Raw genomic sequence first — 19,391 nt, forward strand, 5'->3', positions numbered from 1 at the left:
TTGCCCGCGAAGAACGATGACGCGGTCTCGCAGGTGAACCGAGGCGTCCCTTTCGCGGGCAAGCCTCGCTCCTACAGAAGCGCGAGAATCATCGGCCGAGGTACACCTCGATCACCCGCTCATTGTCCTGCACCTGCTCCAGCGACCCTTCGGCCAGCACGCTGCCTTGGTGCAACACGGTGACGTGGTCGGCGATCGAGCCGACGAAGCCCATGTCGTGTTCCACCACCATCAGTGAATGCTTGCCCGCCAGGCTTTTGAACAGCTCGGCAGTGAATTCGGTTTCGGCGTCGGTCATGCCCGCCACCGGTTCGTCGAGCAACAGCAGTTGCGGGTCTTGCATCAACAGCATGCCGATTTCCAGAAACTGCTTCTGACCGTGGGATAACAAGCCCGCCGGGCGATTGACCGAGGCAGTCAGGCGGATGGTTTCCAGCACTTCGCTGATGCGATCTTTCTGCTCGCCACTGAGACGAGCCCGCAGGCTGGCCCACACCGACTTGTCGGTTTTCTGCGCCAGTTCCAGGTTTTCGAACACGCTCAAGGCCTCGAACACCGTCGGCTTCTGGAACTTGCGACCGATGCCGGCCTGGGCAATCTGCACTTCACTCATCTGCGTCAGGTCCAGGGTTTCACCGAACCAGGCTTTGCCATGACTTGGGCGAGTCTTGCCGGTGATCACGTCCATCAGCGTGGTTTTGCCCGCGCCGTTGGGGCCGATGATGCAGCGCAATTCGCCGACACCGATGTACAGGTTCAGATCGTTCAGCGCCTTGAAACCATCGAAGCTGACGCTGATGTCTTCCAGGGTCAGGATGGTGCCGTGACGGGTATTCAGGCCGGGACCGACGCGTTGGCCGAGGCCGATGGCGTCGCGGCTGCTGCCCGCATCCTTGTTGGGCTCTACGGGGAAAAACGCCGGTTCGAGCATGAATTCAGCCGTTGCAGTCACTCTCATTGCTCACCCCTTTTCTTCAGCAGACCGATCACACCCTTAGGCAGATACAACGTCACGACGATGAACAGCGCGCCGAGGAAGAACAGCCAATACTCCGGAAATGCCACGGTGAACCAGCTCTTCATCCCGTTGACCACACCAGCGCCGAGCAGCGGGCCGATCAGCGTGCCGCGACCACCCAGCGCCACCCACACGGCGGCCTCGATGGAGTTGGTCGGCGACATTTCACTCGGGTTGATGATCCCGACTTGCGGCACATACAGCGCACCGGCCAAGCCACACAACACCGCGCTCAACACCCAGACAAACAGCTTGAAACCGCGTGGATCGTAGCCGCAGAACATCAAGCGGTTTTCCGCATCGCGCAACGCGGTCAGCACCCGGCCAAACTTGCTTTGCGCCAGCCGCCAACCGATGAACAGGCTCGCCACCAGCAGCAACACCGTGGCGAAAAACAACACTGCACGCGTTCCCGGTTCAGTGATGCCAAACCCGAGAATGGTGCGGAAGTTGGTGAAGCCGTTGTTGCCGCCAAACCCGGTTTCGTTGCGGAAAAACAGCAACATCCCGGCGAAGGTCAGGGCCTGGGTCATGATCGAGAAATACACGCCTTTGATCCGCGAACGGAAGGCGAAGAAACCGAACACCAGCGCCAGCAGTCCAGGCGCTAATACAACAAGACACATGGCCCAGAGGAAGCTGCTGGTGCCGGTCCAGTACCACGGCAATTCGGTCCACGACAGGAACGTCATGAACGCCGGTAAGCCATCGCCCGAGGCCTGGCGCATCAGGTACATGCCCATCGCGTAACCACCGAGGGCGAAGAACAGACCGTGACCCAGCGACAAGAGGCCGGCGTAACCCCAGACCAGATCGAGGGCCAGGGCTACGATGGCGTAGCAGAGAATCTTGCCCACCAACGTCAGGGTGTAGGCCGAGACGTGAAAAACACTGATGGGCGATAACAGCGACAGCAGCGGCAACGCCAGCAGCAAAACAAGGATCACCGCGCCAACAGCGAGGGTGACTTTGGGGCCGGCCTTTTGTGTGGCCGTGAGCATCAGAGGCTGGTTCATCAGTCGATCACCCGTCCTTTCAGTGCGAAGAGGCCTTGCGGACGTTTCTGGATGAACAGAATGATCAGCGCGAGGATCAGGATCTTGCCGAGCACCGCACCGATCTGCGGTTCGAGAATCTTGTTGGCTATCCCTAAGCCGAAGGCGGCCAAAACACTACCGGCCAATTGACCGACACCGCCGAGTACCACCACCAGGAACGAGTCGATGATGTAGCTCTGACCGAGATCCGGACCGACGTTGCCGATCTGGCTCAGCGCCACGCCACCGAGGCCGGCGATGCCTGAGCCGAGGCCGAAGGCGAGCATGTCCACACGCCCGGTCGGTACGCCGCAGCAGGCGGCCATGTTGCGGTTCTGGGTGACGGCGCGCACGTTCAAGCCGAGGCGAGTTTTGTTCAACAGCAGCCAGGTCAGCACCACCACAAACAAGGCGAACGCGATGATCACGATGCGGTTGTACGGCAGCACCAGATTCGGCAACACCTGAATCCCGCCCGACAACCACGCCGGGTTGGCCACTTCGACGTTCTGCGCGCCGAACGCCAGGCGCACCAACTGAATCAGCATCAGGCTGATGCCCCACGTCGCCAGCAGGGTTTCCAATGGGCGGCCGTAGAGGTGACGAATCACCGTGCGCTCCAGCGCCATGCCGATCCCGGCGGTGACAAAAAATGCTACCGGCAAAGCAATCAGCGGGTAGAACTCGATGGCTTGCGGGGCGAAGCGCTGGAACATCAGCTGCACCACGTAAGTCGAGTAGGCGCCGAGCATCAGCATCTCGCCGTGGGCCATGTTGATCACGCCGAGCAGGCCGAAGGTGATCGCCAGTCCCAACGCCGCCAGCAACAGAATAGAACCGAGGGACATGCCGCTGAACGCCTGCCCGAGCATCTCGCCGATCAGCAGTTTGCGCTTGACCTGGGCCAGGCTGGTTTCGGCGGCGGTGCGCACATTGGCATCGGCTTCGACGCCAGGTTCGAGCAATCCTTCGAGGCGGGTGCGGGCCAGCGGGTCGCCGGTTTCGCCGAGCAAGCGCACAGCGGCGAGGCGCACGGCCGGGGCGGTGTCAACCAATTGCAGGTTGGCCAGTGCCAGGCTCAGGGCAGCGTGAACGGTTTCGTCTTTTTCGCCAGCCAGTTGCTGGTCGAGGAATTTCAGCTGCGCGGGTTTGGCGCTTTTCTGTAATTGCTGCGCGGCGGCCAGACGGATTTTGGCGTCGGCGGCGAGCAATTGGTGGCTGGCCAGCGCGGTATCGATCAGACCGCGCAGGCGATTGTTCAGGCGCAGGGTTTTTGGTTGGCCATCGATGGTCAACTCGCCTTGTTGCAAGGCGTTGATCAATTCGATACGGGCCGGATCGGGCTGCGCGGCCCAGGCTTCCAAGAGTTTGGCTTGCTGCACGGGATTGGCCGCGACGAAGTCTTCGGCGTCGCCGGCGTGGGCGGCCATCGGCAATAACAGCGCGAGGGCGAGGATCAAGCGGTAAAGGGCAGTGGGCATAGAAAGTCGCCTTGCGCGGACATTGTGGGAGCTGGCTTGCCTGCGATGCAGACGGCTCGGTGTGTCTGATGCACCGAGGTGATGTCATCGCAGGCAAGCCAGCTCCCACAGGATTTGTGTCAACCCTGAGCTGTATGTTCAGGGCTTGGCATCCAGTGGCTTTAGTTGCTCTTCACCGCATAGTCCGGCTTCTTGTCGTTACCCGAGATGAACGGGCTCCACGGCTGGGCGCGGATCGGCCCTTCGGTCTGCCACACAACGTTGAACTGACCGTCGGCCTGAATCTCGCCGATCATCACCGGCTTGTGCAGGTGGTGATTGGTCTTGTCCATGGTCAGGGTGTAGCCGGACGGCGCGGCGAAGGTCTGGCCGGCCAGGGCTTCGCGGACTTTGTTGACGTCGGTGGACTTGGCTTTCTCCGCCGCTTGCGCCCACATATGGATACCGACATAGGTGGCTTCCATCGGGTCGTTGGTCACCGCTTTGTCAGCGCCCGGCAGGTTGTGTTTCTTGGCGTAGGCTTTCCAGTCGGCGACGAATTTCTTGTTCTGCGGGTTCTCGACCGACTCGAAGTAGTTCCACGCCGCGAGGTTGCCCACCAGCGGTTTGGTGTCGATGCCACGCAGTTCTTCTTCGCCTACGGAGAACGCCACGACCGGCACGTCGGTGGCTTTCAGGCCCTGGTTGGCCAGCTCTTTATAGAACGGCACGTTGGAGTCGCCATTGACCGTGGAGATGACCGCCGTCTTGCCACCGGCGGAGAATTTTTTGATGTTGGCCACGATGGTTTGATAGTCGCTGTGGCCGAACGGGGTGTAGACCTCTTCGATGTCCTTGTCCGCCACACCTTTGGAGTGCAGGAACGAGCGCAGAATCTTGTTGGTGGTGCGCGGGTAGACGTAGTCGGTGCCGAGCAGGAAGTAACGCTTGGCGCTGCCGCCTTCTTCACTCATCAGGTATTCCACCGCTGGAATCGCCTGCTGGTTGGGCGCCGCGCCGGTGTAGAACACGTTTGGCGACATCTCTTCGCCTTCGTATTGCACCGGGTAGAACAGCAAACCATTGAGTTCTTCGAACACCGGCAGCACTGATTTACGCGACACCGACGTCCAGCAACCGAACACCACGGCGACTTTGTCCTGAGTCAGCAACTGCCGGCCCTTTTCGGCGAACAGCGGCCAGTTCGATGCAGGGTCAACCACCACCGGTTCAAGCATCTTGCCGTTGACGCCGCCCTTGGCGTTGATTTCGTCGATGGTCATCAACGCCATGTCTTTGAGCGAGGTTTCGGAGATCGCCATGGTGCCGGACAACGAATGCAGAATACCGACCTTGATGGTCTCGGCGGCCTGGACAGTCCAGGCCATGCCCATCGCGGCAATGCTTGCCGATAGTGTGAAAGCCTTGATCAAACTGCGACGCTTCATTGTGCGATCTCCATGAACGTTAAAGTTTTTTATGGTTGGCAGATGCGGACGACTGAAGGGTCTTTAGCAAGGGCTGTGCCCGGTCGGGGATGGGCAAGGAAATGTCGTGTTAGAGCGGTTGCGGGGTTTGGGTGACGCACCATGAAGGATCGCGTCTGGCGCGTTGGTGCGAGAAGATGCGCCACATTGGGGCGCAGGTGTCGTGCGCGGAATCTGTGAACGACACAAAACCTGTGGGAGCGGGCTTGCCCGCGATAGCGGTGGGTCAGTCACGGGGATGTTGAATGTGCCGCCGTCATCGCAGGCAAGCCAGCTCCCACAGGTGCAGTGGTTTTTTTGGAAATTAGCGGCGGCGCATCAGGCCGATGAAGAACAACCCGCCAATGGCCGCGGTGGCAACGCCGATGGGCAGGTCTTCGGGGGCGATCAGGGTGCGGGCGGCGACATCGACCCAGACGAGGAAGAGACTGCCAAGCAACACGCACACCGGCAGCAACCGCCGATGCTCCGCCCCGACCAACCGCCGCGCAATGTGCGGCACCATCAGCCCGACGAAGCCGATGGAACCGCTGATCGACACCAACACCCCAGTCATCAACGAGGCAATCAAAAACACCCGCAAGCGCACGGTGCGAGCATTCAAGCCAAGCGTCACAGCAGTCTGTTCACCGGCCATTAACGCATTCAACGGCCGCGCCATCCCCAGCAACAACACCAACCCCAGCAACACGCTGGCCGCCGGCACCGCGAGCATTTCCCAACGCGCCAGGCCAAGGCCGCCGAGCATCCAGAACATCACTGCAGAACTCGCGCGATGGTCGCCAAGAAACAGCAGCAAATTGGCAATCGCCATCATCACGAACGACACCGCCACGCCGCACAACAGCAGCCGATCACTGTCCAGCCGCCCATGACGGTTGGCGATCATCAGCACGATCAACATGCTCAACAACGCACCGATAAACGCCGCAATCGGCAAGGTCAGCAGCCCGACAATCTCACCGACATGCAGCACCACAATCACCGCACCGAGGGTGGCGCCAGAGGTGACCCCGAGCAGGTGCGGATCAGCCAGCGGATTGCGCGTCACCGCTTGCAGCACCGCGCCAATCAACGCCAGGCCGGCGCCCACCAGTGCACCGAGCAACATGCGCGGCTCGCGGATCAGCCAGACGATGTGTTCCTGGCCGGCGGTCCAGTCCGGAACACCGAAACCAAAAATCTTGTGCAGCAATATTCGCCACACCACATCCACCGGCACCCGCGCCGGGCCGAAACCAAGCGACACCACGCACGACACCAGCAACAGCGCGCCGAGGGCAATCAGCAACAAGGCGTAGCGACGATCGATCATTCGCCGTGGAAACCCTTGGCCAGGGTTTCAACCGCCAACACATTGTCGATCCCGGGCGTGGCCTGCACGTAGGGAATGACGATGAAGCGCTGGTTCTTGATCGCGTCCACCGATTGCAGGGCTTTGTTGTTCAGCAGGAACTGTTCCTTCTGCTCGGCGGTGACTTCGCCGTAGTCGACGATCACGATCACCTGCGGATTGCGCTCGACCACGTTCTCCCAATTGACCCGCGTCCAACTCGCCTCGACGTCATCGAGAATATTGCGCCCGCCGGCCGCATCGATCAGCGCCTGCGGCATGCCGAGTCGCCCGGAAGTCATGGCCCGGTCCTCACCGCTGTCGTAGAGAAACACCCGAGGCTTGTCCGTCGGCAGATCCTTGCGCACCTCGGCGACTTGCGCCTGCATCTCGGCGATCACGGTGTTGGCGCGGTCCTGCACGTCGAAGATTTTCCCGAGGTTGCGCAGGTCGTTGTAAGTGTCTTCCAGGCTGGCCGGTGGACGCTTCATCACAAACGCGCAGGACTCGGTCAACTCGTAGACGTTGATGCCCAGCGGTTGCAGGGTTTGCGGCGTGAGATCGCCGCCGACGCGCATACCGTAATCCCAACCGGCGAAGAAGAAATCGACGTTGGCGTTGAGCAGGGTTTCCACCGACGGGTACTTGGCCGCCAGTTCCGGCAAGCCATCAAGGATGGTCTGCATCTCGGGCGTCACCGACTTCCAGCCGGTCACGCCGCTGTAGCCGGCCATCTGCGGTTTGAGGCCGAGGGCGAGCATCATCTGGGTCATGTTGATGTCATGGCTGACCGCGTGTTTCGGCGCTTGCTTGAAGGTCACTTCACGGTTGCAGCTCTGGACGGTCAGCGGGTATTTCGTGGCCTCGGCGAAGGCTTGGGCACTGCCCAGCAACAGAGTGAGACACAGCAGGGAACGCAAAGTCATGGTTGGGTTATCCAGGTGATTCGTGGGTAGCCGTGCAAGGGGTGGTCATCGATCAGGGCATCGACGCCGAACACGTTGTGCAGCAGTTGTGTGGTCAGGACTTCTTTGGGTGTGCCGCTGGCAACGATGCGACCGTGATTGATCACGTACAGACGATCACAGAAAGCCGCCGCGAGATTGAGGTCATGGATGCTCGCCAGCGTGCCGATCTGCAGGCGCTTGACCAGTTGCAACAGCTCCAGCTGATAGCGCGGGTCGAGGTGATTGGTCGGCTCGTCGAGGATCAGCAATTGCGGCTGCTGGGCCAGGGCGCGGGCGAGGATTACCCGCTGTTTTTCACCACCGGAAAGGGTGGCGAAGGCGTGGTCTTCGAAGCCTTTGAGGCCGACCGATTCGAGGGCGTGGGTCGCGAGTTTTCGGTCTTCAAGGGTGTCGCCATCAAACAGGCCTTTGTGCGGCGTGCGGCCCATGGCGACCACTTCATCCACGGTCAGGCCGAAGGCGTCGGGGAACTCCTGCAACACCACCGCGATGCGTTGCGCGCACCAGCGTGAGGATTGCTTCCAGACGTTGCTGTGGTCGAGTTTGACCTCACCGCTTTCCGGTTTGCTGAAACGATAGGCGCAACGCAGCAGGCTGGTTTTGCCGCTGCCGTTGGGGCCGATCAACCCGACGAACTCATCAGCAGCCACGTGCAACGATGCGTCACGCAGCTGGAACTGGTGATGACAATGGCCGTGACCCAGGGGTGTCCAGGCGAGGTTGGAGAGGTTCAGCGAGGTCATGCAGTTCTCTTGAGATTTTTGGTGTGGCTGATGACGCCTTCGCGGGCAAGCCTCGCTCCTACGGGGTTTGTGTCGTACGCAATATTTGTGATCGACACAAACCTTGTAGGAGCGAGGCTTGCCCGCGAAGAGGCCCGATGCTTCAAAACTGATAGTCAGCCGTGACAAAAAACGATCGCGGTTCGCCGAGGATCCATTGCTGCCCCTCATTGTATTGGCTTTGCGCGTACTGGCGGTCAAACAGATTACTCACCTGCAACCCCAGCGTCGTATTTCGCAGCGCCTTCCATGACAACGTGGCATCGACCACGGTGTAGCTCGGCAGCTCATTCTGGTTGGCCATGTCTGCGTAACGCGCATCGACATAGCGCACACCGGCCCCGGCTTTCAGGTCATCGTTGATCGCTTTGCTCAGCCACAGATTCGCCGTGCGCCGTGGCACGTCCACCGGGCGATTGCCGTTGCGCGACACTGGTACACCACTGACCACCTCTTCGAAGTCATCGTATTTGGCTTTGACGATGGCGGCGTTGGCCTGTAACTGCCAGGCATGCGGCAGTTGCAGATCGAGGCTGGCTTCCAGCCCGTTGGACGATTGCTGGCCGACCTGTTGCTTGAGCGTCGGATTGCCTGGGTCATCGGTCAGCAGTTTCTTTTTGACGATGCGATAGGCCGCCAGGGTCCATTCGCCGCGTTGGTCCCAGAACATCTGCTTCACACCGATTTCGGTCTGCCTGGCGGTGGCCAGGTCATATTGCTGCTGGCTCGGGCTCAGGGAAATCAAACCGCCGACACCATCGGTGCTGGTGGCGTACTGGCCGTAGAACGAGGTGTCCGGGGTCACGGCAAACACCAGGCCGGCCTTCCAGTTGTTGCCGGTCAGGGTCTTGTCGCTCTGGCTGCCATCGACCAGGTTGTCGCGGTCCACGTGCACATAATCGCGGCGCACACCGGTCACCAGGGACCAGCGTTCGCTCAGCTGTGTGCGGTTCTCGGCGAAGGCCGACATTTGCCTGGTGGTGGACTGGAACTGATCGCGGTACGGGTCGGCACTTTCAAAGTTGCCGCGTTGCGGGTGATACAGGTCGACCGGTTGGCCATCGGGCAAGACGTCAGTGAATGGCGAGTTACTGTCGAGCTGGAAGCGGATGCGGTTGTAATCGACGCCGGTCACGGTCTGGCTGTCGAGGCCGAACAGCGAGTGTTTGAAGGTGAAGGTTTGACGGTCGCCGACCTGTTCCTGCTTGTGGCCGATGCCGAAATACCCGCTACGGCTGAGTTGTTGGGTGTCGCGGTCGAAGTTGTAGTTCTCGGCGTTCTGCCAGCGACGTTGGGCCTTGAGGTAATAGAGTTCGTTGCTCGAACTGATGTTCTCGCAAATCTGCCAGTCGCTGGTCAGGCGCGTCCATTGATCGTTGTAGTGCTGCTTGTCGTTGCTGACGTTGTAGTTCTTGTCTCGCAGGCTCTCTTTGAAGCGCCCGTTGATCAGCGGCGTGCCGAAATAATTCATCGGCTTCTGATCGCCGTAATCATGGGCAAGGGTGAACGCCAAATCGTCCGTCGCCTGCCAGCGCAGGGCGGCACTGATGAAGTCGCTGGATGAATCTCCACGGTCGACCCAACCGTTGCTGCGCAGGCGATTGAGGTTCAAGCGGTAGCTCAACGTATCGCTCAACGAACCGCCACTGTCGAAGGCCTGCTGCTGGCTGTCGTAGGAACCGTAACCGAGGCGAACGTGGTTTTCGATCTCGCCTTCAAAGGGCTTTTTCGGGATCACATTGACCACTGCGCCAGTCGCGCCTTCGCCATACAGCACCGACGCCGGGCCGCGCAGCACATCGACCCGCTCCACCGACCAGGTGTCGACCGGGAAGGTCACGGTGCCCATGCCGGTGTACATCCGGTTGCGGTCGAACAACTGCATCACCGAACCCTGCCCGGTAAAACCCCGCGCCGACAACGACGTGCCGCCATCGCCGGGCGTACCGGTGCGGCTGATCCCGGTGCTGCGCGACACCGCGTCCTGGACGCTGCGATCACCACGCGAGCGGACCTGCTCGCCGGTCAGGCTTTCGACACTGGCCGGGGTTTCCAGCGACGTCAGATCAAGGCGCGAACCGGCGGTGGTCGGGGTGTTCAGGCTGACGGTGTCGTCGTCAAAGGCCGGTGCGGTGATGGTGCCGGTCGGCAGAGTCAGCGGCTGCGCTTGGGCGCTGTTATTCATCGCGAGCAGGCAGAGGCCGGACAAGAGGTACTTGTTCATCGAGGCGGTGAGTCACTTCTTCAAAAGAAAACCCGCAGCATCCGGCTGCGGGCAAGGCGGTACATTTGCGTTATACAGTAACACTAAAAATGACCGGGAGATAAGCGCCGGAAGTCTACAGATCCCTCTATCCTGCGCATCTCGCCTGCTTCATGATGAAGCTGAAGTGGATTCAGTTTGCCGGCTCAAACGCGACAGCAGCACACGATCCAACACCCACACCACAATCAACGAAGCTCCCACCAACGGAAACATCACCGCCAGCCCGAACATGATGACCATCGCGGTTTTCCATTTCGGCAGGTCGTGACGCAACGGCGGTACACCGACCTTGCCCTGTGGCCGGCGTTTCCACCAGATCACTACGCCGCTGACGGCGCTGAGCAAAATCATCAGGCAGATCAGCAGCACGACGATCTGATTGAACGGGCCGAACATCTTGCCTTCGTGCAGCATCACGCCGACTTCCGTGGCCCTGGCGACGTTGCTGTAATGCTGCCAGCGTACGTCGGCGAGGACGTCGCCGGTGTACTGATCGATATGCAGGGTGGCGTCGTTGCGCGGGTCGTCGGCGAACAAGGCGATGGTGAACACGCCGGTGGCCGTGGTGGGGAAGGTGATGCTGTAGCCGGGTTCGACCTTGCGCTGCACGGCGATGTTTTGCACATCTTGCAGGCTGATGGTCGGCGCGGCCGGGCCGGCTTTAGTGCCGGTGTGAGCCATGTGTTCAGCGTGGTCGCCGGACATCGGCATCGGCGTGTTTTCCATGGCCCACGGCACGGTCTGGCGTGTGGCGCTGTTGAGGCTGCGGGCCTCGACGTCGGACTTCGGCACGTCATTCCACATGGCTACCGGGAAGCGGTTCCAGAGATCGGCGTATTGCTTGCCCCAGAACCCGGTCCAGGTCATGCCGCTGAGCAGCATCACCAGCAGCAATGCCGCGCCCCAGAACCCGGTCACCGCGTGCAGGTCACGCCAGAGCACCCGACCACGACTGTTCAAGCGTGGCCAGAGAATCCCGGCGAACTGGCCGCGCGGCCACCACAAAAATACCCCGGAGACCACCAGCACCACGCCCCAGCCGGCGGCCAGTTCCACCAATCGATCACCGACGGTGCCGATCATCAACTCGCCGTGAATCGAGCGCGCGACTGCTTGCAGATTCTTCTTCGCGTCTTGCTCGCCAAGGATGTCGCCGTGGTACGGATCGATGAACACGTTCAGTTCATGACCTTCGTTGATCACCACAAATTGCGCACTGCGTTCAGCGTTGACCGGCGGCAGGTACTGTTTGATCTGACCTTGTGGGTACGCCTCTTTCACCCGTTTGAGCAGGTCATCGGCGGAGACTGTGTGATGAGCGGCCGGGACGTTCAGCAGGCTGCCGTACATCAACGGATCGAGTTGCGGTTTGAACAGGTAGATGATGCCGGTCAGGGCCAGCATCACCATGAATGGCGCGACGAACAGGCCGGCATAGAAATGCCAGCGCCAGGCCAGGTTGTAGAAATTCGGTTTGGGGTGTTTCATTTGTGTGCTCCGCTAGGCTTGGGTCTTTTGTTGTTGTCTGGTGACTGCTGCGCAGTCGTTCGCGGGCAAGCCTCGCTCCTACAGGTTTTGTGTCGATCAATTAAACGACGCGATCCCTGTAGGAGCGAGGCTTGCCCGCGAAGCTCTTAAAAGCTCATATCCACCTTGGTCCAGAGCGTGCGCCCCGGTTCGTTGATGGCTTGAGGATCATTGGCCGGGAAGCCAAAACCGGCGTTGCCGGCCAGGTTCAAGTGTTCGGCGTAAGCCTTGTTAAAGAGGTTGTCGACGCCACTGCTGACCTTCCAGTTCTTGTTGATCCGGTACGCGCCGTTGAGCGAGAACACGCCGAACCCCGAGCTCGTGTCGAAGTCTTTGCCAACCACGTTGCCCTTGTTCTGGTCGATACGGTTTTGCGCCGCAACCACCCTCCACAGTGCACCGGCACTCCAATTGTCTTCGCTGTAGGTCAGGCCGAAACGGGCATCCAGCGGTGGCATCTGCGGCAGGGCGCTGCCGTCGCTGCTGTTCTTGCCCCAGGCGTAGGCCAGGGTCGCGTCGGCCTTCCAGTTGGCCGTCAGCTTGTAGGCCGCACCGAGTTCGCCGCCCATGATGCGCGCGTCGATGTTCTCCGCTTGCGAGGTCATGCCCATCATCCCCGGCGTGTAGTTGAACAGGATGTAGTCACGCACTTGCCCGACGTAACCCGAGGCCCAGGCTTCGAGGTCTTCGGTCTTGTATTGCAGGCCGAAGTCGAGCTGGGTGGTTTTCTCCGGTTTGATCGAGTCGAACGCATTCACCGAACCGGCGGGGCCGGACTTGGGCGAAAACAGCTCCCAGTAATCCGGGAAACGCTGGGCGTGACCGAGGCCCGCATACAACGTGGTCGGGCTGTCGGCCAGGTCATGTTCGTAACGGACGAAACCGCTGGGCAAGGTGTCGGCGCGGGTGTCGTCGGCGGTCGGGTTCGGGCGGGCCATCATCCCGGAGCCAATGGTCTGCCGATAATCCTTGGCCGACGCGCGATCCAGGCGTGCACCGGTGATCAACCGATCACGGTCGGCGGCGTACCAGGTCAGTTCGCTGAACACGCCGTAGTTGTGGAAGTCAGCGTCCTTGTTGCGCGGCACATCCTTGTAGGCGTCGACGCCCATCGCGCTGCGTTGGCGGTGTTCGTTGGTCTGCGCATCCAGGCCGCTGATCAGTTGCACATCGGCCCAGCGCCAAGTGGCTTTGATCCGCGCGCCGAGGGTTCGACGGTCGACGTTGGAGGCCATGGGGCCGGCCATCATCCCAGTGCCGGACGGCGTGCGCAGGGTGTAGTTGTCCATCACGTGGTCGGCGTAGTTGTAGTAGACCTGCGCCTCGACCTTATCCAGTACCTCACCGATGTTTGACTGCTCGAAGCGCAGGCCCAGGCTTTCGCGCAAGAACTGCGAACCGTCCATGCCGCGGCCGGCGTAACGGGCTTCGCCATCGCCCTTGCCGGCGGTCAGTTCCAGCAGCGTGTCGGCGCTCGGAGTCCAGCCGACAGCGACGTCGCCGTTCCACTTGTCATAGCGCGAGGGTACGGTGTCGTTGTTGCCGTCCTTGTAATCGTCGGAATGCGCGGTGTTGCCGATCACTCGCACGTAACCCAGCGGCCCACCGGCAGCGGCGTCCACCACTTTGTCGAAGCGGCCGTTGGAACCGGCCAGAACGCTGGCGTTCACCCGGGTGCCGAGTTCGCCGAAGCTTTCCGGCTCACGGTCGAACAGGATGGTGCCGGCCGATGCGCCGGGGCCCCAGAGCACAGTTTGCGGGCCTTTGATCACGGTGAGTTTGTCGTAGGTTTCCGGTGAGATATACGAAGTCGGCGCGTCCATCCGGCCGGGGCAGGCGCCGAGCATCATGCTGCCGTTGGTGAGGATATTCAGTCGTGAGCCAAACATGCCGCGCAGCACCGGATCGCCGTTGGTGCCACCGTTGCGCACCAACGCGAAGCCGGGGATGGTTTTCAGATAGTCGCCACCGTCGCTGGCCGGCACGGGTTGTCGCGGGTCCTTGGGGTTGGTGACGATGGTCAGCGGCGAACTCGGCGCAATGGCGGTGATCACCGTCGGGCTCAGTTCTTCGGTGTGGTCGGCGTGTTCATCGGCCAGCACCATCGGTGCCAGCAACAAGCCGCAAAGAACGGCCGTGGCGTGCCTGAAACGAACGCGGGATTCGTTCAGGGCAAAAGAAGCCTGGGCAGCGCCCAAACGTGTGTCAGCAGAAAACCTGGACATGACAATTTCCATCGAACAGTCGTAAACGACACGGCCGGCAGCCTGCGCAATCTCTGTGGGAGCGAGTTCCTGTGGCGAGGGGGCTCGCCCCCGTTCGGCTGCGTAGCAGTCGCAAAACGTTGCACGCGGTGTACCTGATACACGGCGATTGCAGGTTTTGGGGCCGCTTCGCGACCCAACGGGGGTAAGCCCTCTCACCACACAACTCGCTCCCACAGGTTGCTATGGCCATCTTGCGGACCGTGTGAGATCGGAGGTGGGTGTTTACGCGACGATGGGTGGAGCTCGGGTGCGGGCGCCGGGGAAGAAGGTTTGCCGGGCGTGGCCCAGGCGGGTGGAGGGGGTGGTGAAGGTGGTGGCTTTGGGTGTGTCGAATGCAACGAAGGACTGACCGCCAGTGAGCGCCGGGCAATTGAACAGCAGGCTGCAATAGCCGCATTTTTCCCAGAGTGCGTGATGGTCGGCTTTGGGTGGGCAGTGCTCGGCGGCGGGTTGCGCGCCATGCTCCATGGCCGACATGTCCATGGGCATGTCCATCGACATGCTCATGGATACTTTCATCAACGCCGAGGCGCGTTGATCCATCGGCATCGACTGAGAAATCAGCGGGCCGATAAAGATCATCAGCATGGCGAACAGGCTGATCCAGCTGCCACGCGTCAGGCTCATTGGCTGACGGCGGTGCATGGATGACTTGGTGCCAAGCGGGCGCATGGGCGTTTTCAACGTCGGCGATTACTGGGCGTGCATATGCTCTTGCATGCCGTCCGGCGCCTTTTTCTGCACCGTGACATCGACTGTCACATCGCCGGATTTTTCGAAGTGCATCGTCAGCGGGAAGCGCTTGCCGTCGCTCAACAGGCTGCGGTCTTTCAGCTCCAGCAGCATCACGTGATACGCCATCGGGGCGAAAGTGGCTTCGCCGCCAGCCGGAACCTCGACGCTGGGCACCTGCTGCATTTTCATCAGGTCGTTTTGCATCACGTGCTCGTGCAACTCGGCAACGCCTGCGATCGGCGAGTCGACGCTCAACAGTCGGTCGGCGGTTTTGCCGTTGTTGTGAATCACGAAATACGCCGCGACGGTGGGCGCGTTGGGCGGCAACTCTTGCGACCATGGATGGGCGATCTCAAGCTCGCCAGCCTTGTATTCGTGAGCATTGGCAAAACAGGCAGGCAGCAGCAATACAGCCAGAACGATGAGTTTGTTCAACATGGCAGTTCTCCAGAACGATTCAAAACGCAGGTCAATTGCGAGAAGGAATCACACCAGAGGGGACGCACGGGGGTTGAGACTCGGCCATTGCTGGCGCGGTGTAGGGGTGTCGAGCGTGGCAGGCGGCAGGCTTCGATTGGCCTCGAAACGCGCAAAATACAACTGCGGCGCATGCCCCGGCAACGCCACCAATGGCGCAGAGCCCGAGCAGCACCAGCAATGCTGCATGTTGGAATGATCGTCGCTCTGCGGAGCTTTCTGCTCGATGTCGCCCAGGGAAATCGCCACCAGCCTGGTGCCGTTGGAAGAGCAGAAACTGCCCCACAGCAATTGCTCTGCAGGCGATTTCGCCGTCTGCGCCATCGCTCCGGACATCGGCATGGCGAGCATGTTGAACAGCACTGCAAAGCAGGCGATCCAGGCAAATGCGAGCCGTTGTCGGGACATGAGGACAGATCCGGTTGAGTGGGCGATCAGGCGCGGCTATTTAGCCTGATCAGGGGCGATAAGTAAAAAGGCCGCGTGCGGTGTGGTGTCGCAGTGCTTCAGTCAGCATGTCGAGCAGCCGACGTGCGAGCTCAGCCTCGCCGTTTTGAAAGAGTGTAGCGACTTCGATTCTTAATGCCTGAGCGAATTGAGCGTCGCTTTGAATCCTTGCCCGGATTGTGTGTTTGACATCTCTGAACGCCACACGATTGAGGCTCCCATCGCCTGGGTCTTCCTCTTCGCAGGCCTTGATGTAGTTCCACAAGTCGGCAGGTGTCAGGAGAAACTCAGCGATATCGAAGCGTGTGAATTTTTCAGACATCGGGGCCTCTGAGCTAAGCGTTAGCGGATGCTCAGGAATATAGGCTTGGAATTCGGGCTCAACCAGTCAGCCACTTTTGAGGGGGACGTGAGTTCGGTCTGCTCAACTTGTAGGAATTAGTTCGTCACCGAGATCCTTCCAGTGTGTTCGCTATCGCCAAGATCGCAGCCTTCGGCAGCTCCTACAGTTGGAATGCGTATTCCTGTAGGAGCTGCCGAAGGCTGCGATCTTTTGGGGCCAGTAAAAGTTAATTACTTCAGCGCTTCCAATACCTGTACGACCGAACAAAACTCCCGCTCAACCCTCGGCAACACCGGCCGCTTCAACACCAGCACCGGTACTCCACGTTCCCGCGCCACTTCCAATTTCGGCTCGGTGGCGGTGCTGCCGCTGTTCTTGCTGATCAGCACATCAATCTGCCGACGCTCGAACAGCTCGCGTTCATCCTCGATCAGGAACGGCCCGCGCGCGCCAATCACTTCGCAGCGTTCGTTGCCGGGATAAACGTCCAGTGCACGCAACGTCCAGAATTGCTCCAGCGGGATTTCGTGCAGGTGCTGCAATGGCTCGCGACCAAGGGTAAACAGCGGGCGGCGGAAGGGTTTCAGCGCTTCGATCAACTCGGCCCAGTCGCTGACTTCGCGCCAGTCATCCCCGGCTTGTGGTTGCCAGGCCGGGCGTCGCAGGGCCCAGCATGGGATATCGCACAATTGCGCAGCGGTGGCGGCGTTCTGACTGATTTGCGCTGCGTAGGGATGGGTCGCATCCAGCAGCAGGTCAATGCCTTCATCCCGAATGAACTGCGCCAGACCTTCAGCGCCGCCATAGCCGCCAACCCGAACCTGGCAGTTCAGATCCGTCGGCACGCGACCGATACCGGCCAGGCTATAGATGTGTTCCGGCCCCAGGGTTCGGGCGATGGCCAGGGCCTCCGTGACGCCGCCGAGCAACAACACACGCTTCATTGAAAAACTCCCGCATGGCCGACAATCCCGCCCTGGCGATCGATGGCGAATACTTCGACCTGAACCTGCGCTGGCACCACGCTGCGGGCAAAGTCCAGAGCGTGCTGACACACCGCGTCACCGAGGGCGATCCCGGCAGCGCTGGCCATCGCTAACGCCTGCTGACTGGTATTGGCTTCGCGGATCGCCTGTTGCAATGCCTCATCGGCGCCGACCGCCGCGGCCCATTCGGCCAGTTGCGGCAGGTCGATGCTTGAATGCCGACTGTGCAGATCCATGTGCCCGGCCGCCAGTTTGCTGATTTTGCCGAAGCCGCCGCAGAGGCTGAGTTTATCCACAGGCACTTTGCGCAAGTGCTTGAGTACCGCGCCGACGAAGTCGCCCATTTCGATCAGGGCGATTTCCGGCAAGTCGTAGACCCGACGCATGGTGTCTTCGCTGGCGTTGCCGGTGCACGCGGCGATATGCGGGTAGCCATTGGTTTTGGCGACGTCGATGCCCTGGTGGATTGAGGCGATGTAGGCCGCGCAGGAGAAGGGCCGGACGATGCCGCTGGTGCCGAGAATCGACAAGCCGCCGAGAATCCCCAATCGCGGGTTCATGGTTTTTAGCGCCAGCGCTTCACCGTCCTCGACGTTTACCGTGACCTCGAAGCCACCCGGATAATCCAGTTCCTCGGCCAGCAACGTCAGGTGGTCGGTGATCATCTTGCGCGGCACCGGGTTGATCGCCGGTTCGCCGACGTTCAGCACCAGCCCGGGCCGGGTGACGGTGCCAACGCCACGGCCGGCACTGAAGCGAATGCCCGGCTCACTGTGCAGGCGCACCTGGGAAAAGAGCAGGGCGCCGTGGGTCACGTCCGGGTCGTCGCCGGCGTCTTTGATCGTTCCGGCTTCGGCGCCGTCGTTCATCAACCGGCAGAATTCCAGGCGCATCTGCACCCGTTTGCCTTTGGGCAGAATGATCTCGACAGCGTCTGCTTCCACGCCACTGAGCAGCAGGCGTGCCGCGGCGAGACTGGTGGCGGTGGCGCAGCTGCCAGTGGTCAGGCCGCTGCGCAGTGGTGCGGGTTGTTCGGCGGTTTCGTCACGCATCGAGGGGTTTCGTCACGTCTAGCAAGGTAATCGGTAGCGCCTGACGCCAGGTGTCGAACTCGCCCAGCGGTTGCGCCTGAGCGACGTGGATGCGGGTCAGTTCACCGCCATGCCGTTCGCGCCAGGCCATCAGGGTCACTTCGCTTTGCAGGGTGACGGCGTTGGCCACCAGTCGACCGCCGGGTTTGAGTTGCGCCCAGCAAGTATCGAGCACGCCTTCGCGGGTGACACCGCCACCGATGAAAATCGCGTCCGGGCGTTCGAGTCCGGTCAGGGCTTGGGGCGCGCTGCCGCGAATCAATTGCAGACCGGGGACGCCCAAGGCATCGCGGTTGTGTTCGATCAGCAACTGCCGCCCTTCATCTGCTTCAATGGCCAGCGCCCGGCAGCTCGGATGAGCGCGCATCCACTCGATGCCGATCGAACCGCTGCCAGCGCCGACGTCCCACAGCAGTTCGCCGGGGATCGGGGCGAGGCGCGCGAGGGTAATGGCGCGCACATCTCGCTTGGTCAGTTGGCCGTCGTGCTGGAAGGCGGAGTCCTGCAGGCCGGCCAGTCGCGACAGGCGTGGCGTATTAGGTTCGGCGATGCATTCGATGGCGATCAGGTTCAGATCGGCGGTTGCCGGCTCGCTCCAGTCGTTGGCAGCACCCTCGATGCGTCGTTCGGCGTCGCCGCCCAGATGTTCCAGCACGGTGAGGCGACTCGGGCCGAAACCGCGATCACGCAGCAGCGCCGCGATCGCCGCCGGACTCTGGCCGTCGTTGCTCAACACCAGCAAGCGCACACCACTGAACAGATGGGCGTTGAGCGCGGCGATGGGGCGGGCGACTACCGAAAGCGTCACCACATCCTGCAACGGCCAGCCCAGGCGAGCGGCCGCCAGTGACACGGAGGACGGGGCAGGCAGGACCAGCATCTCTGCGCCGGGCAGTTGCCGCGCCAGGCTGGCGCCGACGCCAAAGAACATCGGGTCGCCGCTGGCCAGCACACAGATCGGCTCGCCCCGCAGTGCCAGCAATGGTTCAAGGGAAAACGGGCTGGGCCAGAGCTGGCGTTCGCCGCGAATGCACACGGGCAACAAATCCAGTTGCCGCTGGCCGCCGAAGATCCGCGAGGCGCCCAGCAGGGCGCGCCGGGCGTTTTTGCCCAGGCCCTTGAAGCCGTCTTCACCGATACCTACTACTGTCAGCCAGGGTGACATCT

Annotated in this window: 17 protein-coding genes; all 17 read right to left on the reverse strand. The window is 61.2% G+C overall.

The window, feature by feature from the left end:
* Window positions 1-88: 88 nt before the first annotated feature.
* Window positions 89-958: an urea ABC transporter ATP-binding protein UrtD gene (urtD, locus tag AB7M22_RS30060; protein ID WP_007907372.1), complete on the reverse strand. Its 870-nt coding sequence runs from the start codon at window positions 956-958 to the stop codon at window positions 89-91.
* Window positions 955-2,034 (reverse strand): urea ABC transporter permease subunit UrtC, encoded by a 1,080-nt coding sequence (gene urtC, locus AB7M22_RS30065; protein ID WP_454188670.1) that lies wholly within the window; start codon window positions 2,032-2,034, stop codon window positions 955-957. The genes urtD and urtC overlap by 4 nt, the downstream gene beginning before the upstream one ends.
* Complete coding sequence (gene urtB, locus AB7M22_RS30070; protein WP_454188671.1) at window positions 2,034-3,536, reverse strand: urea ABC transporter permease subunit UrtB; 1,503 nt, start codon at window positions 3,534-3,536, stop codon at window positions 2,034-2,036. Before urtB ends, urtC begins: the two co-directional genes overlap by 1 nt.
* A 161-nt stretch (window positions 3,537-3,697) precedes the next feature.
* The gene (urtA, locus tag AB7M22_RS30075) at window positions 3,698-4,963 is read right to left on the reverse strand and encodes an urea ABC transporter substrate-binding protein (protein WP_030128277.1); all 1,266 of its coding nucleotides are present in this window, start codon (window positions 4,961-4,963) and stop codon (window positions 3,698-3,700) included.
* A gap of 343 nt (window positions 4,964-5,306) precedes the next feature.
* Window positions 5,307-6,317 carry a FecCD family ABC transporter permease gene (locus AB7M22_RS30080; RefSeq protein WP_454188672.1) on the reverse strand — a complete coding sequence of 337 codons (1,011 nt, stop codon included), beginning with the start codon at window positions 6,315-6,317 and terminating at the stop codon, window positions 5,307-5,309.
* Window positions 6,314-7,261, reverse strand: coding sequence for an ABC transporter substrate-binding protein (locus AB7M22_RS30085; RefSeq protein WP_454188673.1), 948 nt, complete (start codon window positions 7,259-7,261; stop codon window positions 6,314-6,316). The genes AB7M22_RS30080 and AB7M22_RS30085 overlap by 4 nt, the downstream gene beginning before the upstream one ends.
* A complete protein-coding gene (locus AB7M22_RS30090; protein ID WP_454188674.1) occupies window positions 7,258-8,046 on the reverse strand; it encodes an ABC transporter ATP-binding protein in 789 nt (262 codons plus the stop codon). Before AB7M22_RS30090 ends, AB7M22_RS30085 begins: the two co-directional genes overlap by 4 nt.
* 142 nt (window positions 8,047-8,188) lie before the next feature.
* Window positions 8,189-10,309 (reverse strand): TonB-dependent receptor, encoded by a 2,121-nt coding sequence (locus tag AB7M22_RS30095; protein WP_454188675.1) that lies wholly within the window; start codon window positions 10,307-10,309, stop codon window positions 8,189-8,191.
* Between the two features lie 150 nt (window positions 10,310-10,459).
* Complete coding sequence (locus tag AB7M22_RS30100) at window positions 10,460-11,839, reverse strand: PepSY-associated TM helix domain-containing protein (RefSeq protein ID WP_454188676.1); 1,380 nt, start codon at window positions 11,837-11,839, stop codon at window positions 10,460-10,462.
* A 146-nt stretch (window positions 11,840-11,985) separates the two neighbouring features.
* A complete protein-coding gene (locus AB7M22_RS30105; RefSeq protein ID WP_454188677.1) occupies window positions 11,986-14,103 on the reverse strand; it encodes a TonB-dependent copper receptor in 2,118 nt (705 codons plus the stop codon).
* Window positions 14,104-14,367: 264 nt separating this feature from the next.
* A complete protein-coding gene (locus tag AB7M22_RS30110) occupies window positions 14,368-14,817 on the reverse strand; it encodes a DUF2946 domain-containing protein (protein WP_454188678.1) in 450 nt (149 codons plus the stop codon).
* 21 nt (window positions 14,818-14,838) lie between these two features.
* Complete coding sequence (locus AB7M22_RS30115; protein WP_454188679.1) at window positions 14,839-15,318, reverse strand: copper chaperone PCu(A)C; 480 nt, start codon at window positions 15,316-15,318, stop codon at window positions 14,839-14,841.
* Between the two features lie 48 nt (window positions 15,319-15,366).
* Complete coding sequence (locus AB7M22_RS30120; RefSeq protein WP_454188680.1) at window positions 15,367-15,765, reverse strand: DUF2946 domain-containing protein; 399 nt, start codon at window positions 15,763-15,765, stop codon at window positions 15,367-15,369.
* Window positions 15,766-15,814: 49 nt separating this feature from the next.
* On the reverse strand, window positions 15,815-16,126 hold the full coding sequence (locus tag AB7M22_RS30125) for a hypothetical protein (protein WP_454188681.1): 312 nt from the start codon (window positions 16,124-16,126) through the stop codon (window positions 15,815-15,817).
* Window positions 16,127-16,377: 251 nt separating this feature from the next.
* A complete protein-coding gene (locus AB7M22_RS30130; protein ID WP_454188682.1) occupies window positions 16,378-17,091 on the reverse strand; it encodes a cobalt-precorrin-6A reductase in 714 nt (237 codons plus the stop codon).
* Complete coding sequence (locus AB7M22_RS30135) at window positions 17,088-18,185, reverse strand: cobalt-precorrin-5B (C(1))-methyltransferase (protein ID WP_454188683.1); 1,098 nt, start codon at window positions 18,183-18,185, stop codon at window positions 17,088-17,090. Before AB7M22_RS30135 ends, AB7M22_RS30130 begins: the two co-directional genes overlap by 4 nt.
* Window positions 18,178-19,389: a precorrin-6y C5,15-methyltransferase (decarboxylating) subunit CbiE gene (gene cbiE / locus AB7M22_RS30140; protein WP_454188684.1), complete on the reverse strand. Its 1,212-nt coding sequence runs from the start codon at window positions 19,387-19,389 to the stop codon at window positions 18,178-18,180. Before cbiE ends, AB7M22_RS30135 begins: the two co-directional genes overlap by 8 nt.
* Window positions 19,390-19,391 lie beyond the last annotated feature (2 nt).

The organism is Pseudomonas sp. ADAK2 TE3594 (assembly GCF_053628675.1).

Bases quoted from the DNA above. Each gene is read 5' to 3' on its own strand.
- urtD (WP_007907372.1), bottom strand. From the start codon at position 958: ATGAGAGTGACTGCAACGGCTGAATTCATGCTCGAACCGGCGTTTTTC.
- urtC (WP_454188670.1), bottom strand. From the start codon at position 2,034: ATGAACCAGCCTCTGATGCTCACGGCCACACAAAAGGCCGGCCCCAAA.
- urtB (WP_454188671.1), bottom strand. From the start codon at position 3,536: ATGCCCACTGCCCTTTACCGCTTGATCCTCGCCCTCGCGCTGTTATTG.
- urtA (WP_030128277.1), bottom strand. From the start codon at position 4,963: ATGAAGCGTCGCAGTTTGATCAAGGCTTTCACACTATCGGCAAGCATT.
- AB7M22_RS30080 (WP_454188672.1), bottom strand. From the start codon at position 6,317: ATGATCGATCGTCGCTACGCCTTGTTGCTGATTGCCCTCGGCGCGCTG.
- AB7M22_RS30085 (WP_454188673.1), bottom strand. From the start codon at position 7,261: ATGACTTTGCGTTCCCTGCTGTGTCTCACTCTGTTGCTGGGCAGTGCC.
- AB7M22_RS30090 (WP_454188674.1), bottom strand. From the start codon at position 8,046: ATGACCTCGCTGAACCTCTCCAACCTCGCCTGGACACCCCTGGGTCAC.
- AB7M22_RS30095 (WP_454188675.1), bottom strand. From the start codon at position 10,309: ATGAACAAGTACCTCTTGTCCGGCCTCTGCCTGCTCGCGATGAATAAC.
- AB7M22_RS30100 (WP_454188676.1), bottom strand. From the start codon at position 11,839: ATGAAACACCCCAAACCGAATTTCTACAACCTGGCCTGGCGCTGGCAT.
- AB7M22_RS30105 (WP_454188677.1), bottom strand. From the start codon at position 14,103: ATGTCCAGGTTTTCTGCTGACACACGTTTGGGCGCTGCCCAGGCTTCT.
- AB7M22_RS30110 (WP_454188678.1), bottom strand. From the start codon at position 14,817: ATGCGCCCGCTTGGCACCAAGTCATCCATGCACCGCCGTCAGCCAATG.
- AB7M22_RS30115 (WP_454188679.1), bottom strand. From the start codon at position 15,318: ATGTTGAACAAACTCATCGTTCTGGCTGTATTGCTGCTGCCTGCCTGT.
- AB7M22_RS30120 (WP_454188680.1), bottom strand. From the start codon at position 15,765: ATGTCCCGACAACGGCTCGCATTTGCCTGGATCGCCTGCTTTGCAGTG.
- AB7M22_RS30125 (WP_454188681.1), bottom strand. From the start codon at position 16,126: ATGTCTGAAAAATTCACACGCTTCGATATCGCTGAGTTTCTCCTGACA.
- AB7M22_RS30130 (WP_454188682.1), bottom strand. From the start codon at position 17,091: ATGAAGCGTGTGTTGTTGCTCGGCGGCGTCACGGAGGCCCTGGCCATC.
- AB7M22_RS30135 (WP_454188683.1), bottom strand. From the start codon at position 18,185: ATGCGTGACGAAACCGCCGAACAACCCGCACCACTGCGCAGCGGCCTG.
- cbiE (WP_454188684.1), bottom strand. From the start codon at position 19,389: ATGTCACCCTGGCTGACAGTAGTAGGTATCGGTGAAGACGGCTTCAAG.